Below are 850 nucleotides of genomic sequence, written 5' to 3'. Positions count from 1 at the left end.
GTACCGGGCGCAGGGTTTTGGTAGTGGGAAGGTTGGCGGTCACAATGGCTTCACGCTTTCCTGGCCATTCCAGACGGTAGCGCTCTTTTGTACCTTCTACTACGGCATGGTTAAGCTCTTGCTTCAGCAAGTCGAAGTCGATGCTTCGGCGGAGCTCAGTGCCATTGGTTGTTTCCACCTCTGATTCGGTGACGCAGTTTGGAAAAAGTTGGGCCAGTTTATCAAAATTTTCTTTGACCAAGTCAGGGGACTTTAAGTCCAGTTTATCTATACTCATATCGCTAAAGTTCAGATGGAATGGTTTTTATTAAAGGCTTGTAAGGCCAAGCTTAGGGCTTGTGGAATATAGGCTTCTCCTTCGGCTGTTTTCAGGATTTTATCCGCCAGCCACAGGGTCAGCAATTCTTCCTGAGGCTGATGGAAAATTTTGGCCAGTTCGATGATATCTTCTTTTCTAAAAAGGCGATCTCCACGCTCCATTTTACTGAGCAGGGCCGTATCCATATCCAGTTGTGCGGCAAGCTGCCGGAGCAGGATATTTTCACCTTCGCGGAGTTCCCGTATTTTATCTCCAATCATTTTAAGTCTATTTGATTATTGACTTGACAAATTTTGACTAAAATAGGAAATTATGCGAGGATTTCAGCTGGGATAGCGAAATATTTTATCAGTTTTGAAGGGCAAGAATTTTCCTGGTCATAGAGACATTCTGAATGACACATACTAAAAACAATAAACGGTTTTTAAACCCTTAATCAGGACATTCTATCATTCCTTATTTCCATAATATTCCATTTTTCGTAACTTGTACTCTAGTTTTTTAGCAACGAAGCCTTATGACAAATTCAAC

Annotated in this window: 1 protein-coding gene and 1 pseudogene; both read right to left on the bottom strand. The window is 42.1% G+C overall.

Annotated elements, in window-relative coordinates; translation table 11 throughout:
- A pseudogene (locus ACYVAA_RS22975) lies at nucleotides 1–277 on the bottom strand (hypothetical protein); the annotation flags it as partial.
- Nucleotides 278–288: 11 nt separating this feature from the next.
- Nucleotides 289–579, bottom strand: a complete 291-nt coding sequence (locus ACYVAA_RS22970; protein WP_460546438.1) for a helix-turn-helix domain-containing protein — start codon at nucleotides 577–579, stop codon at nucleotides 289–291.
- Nucleotides 580–850: the final 271 nt, after the last annotated feature.

The sequence above is a fragment of the Echinicola sediminis genome, assembly GCF_054777495.1.
This window is presented reverse-complemented; position numbering and strand designations above follow the sequence as displayed.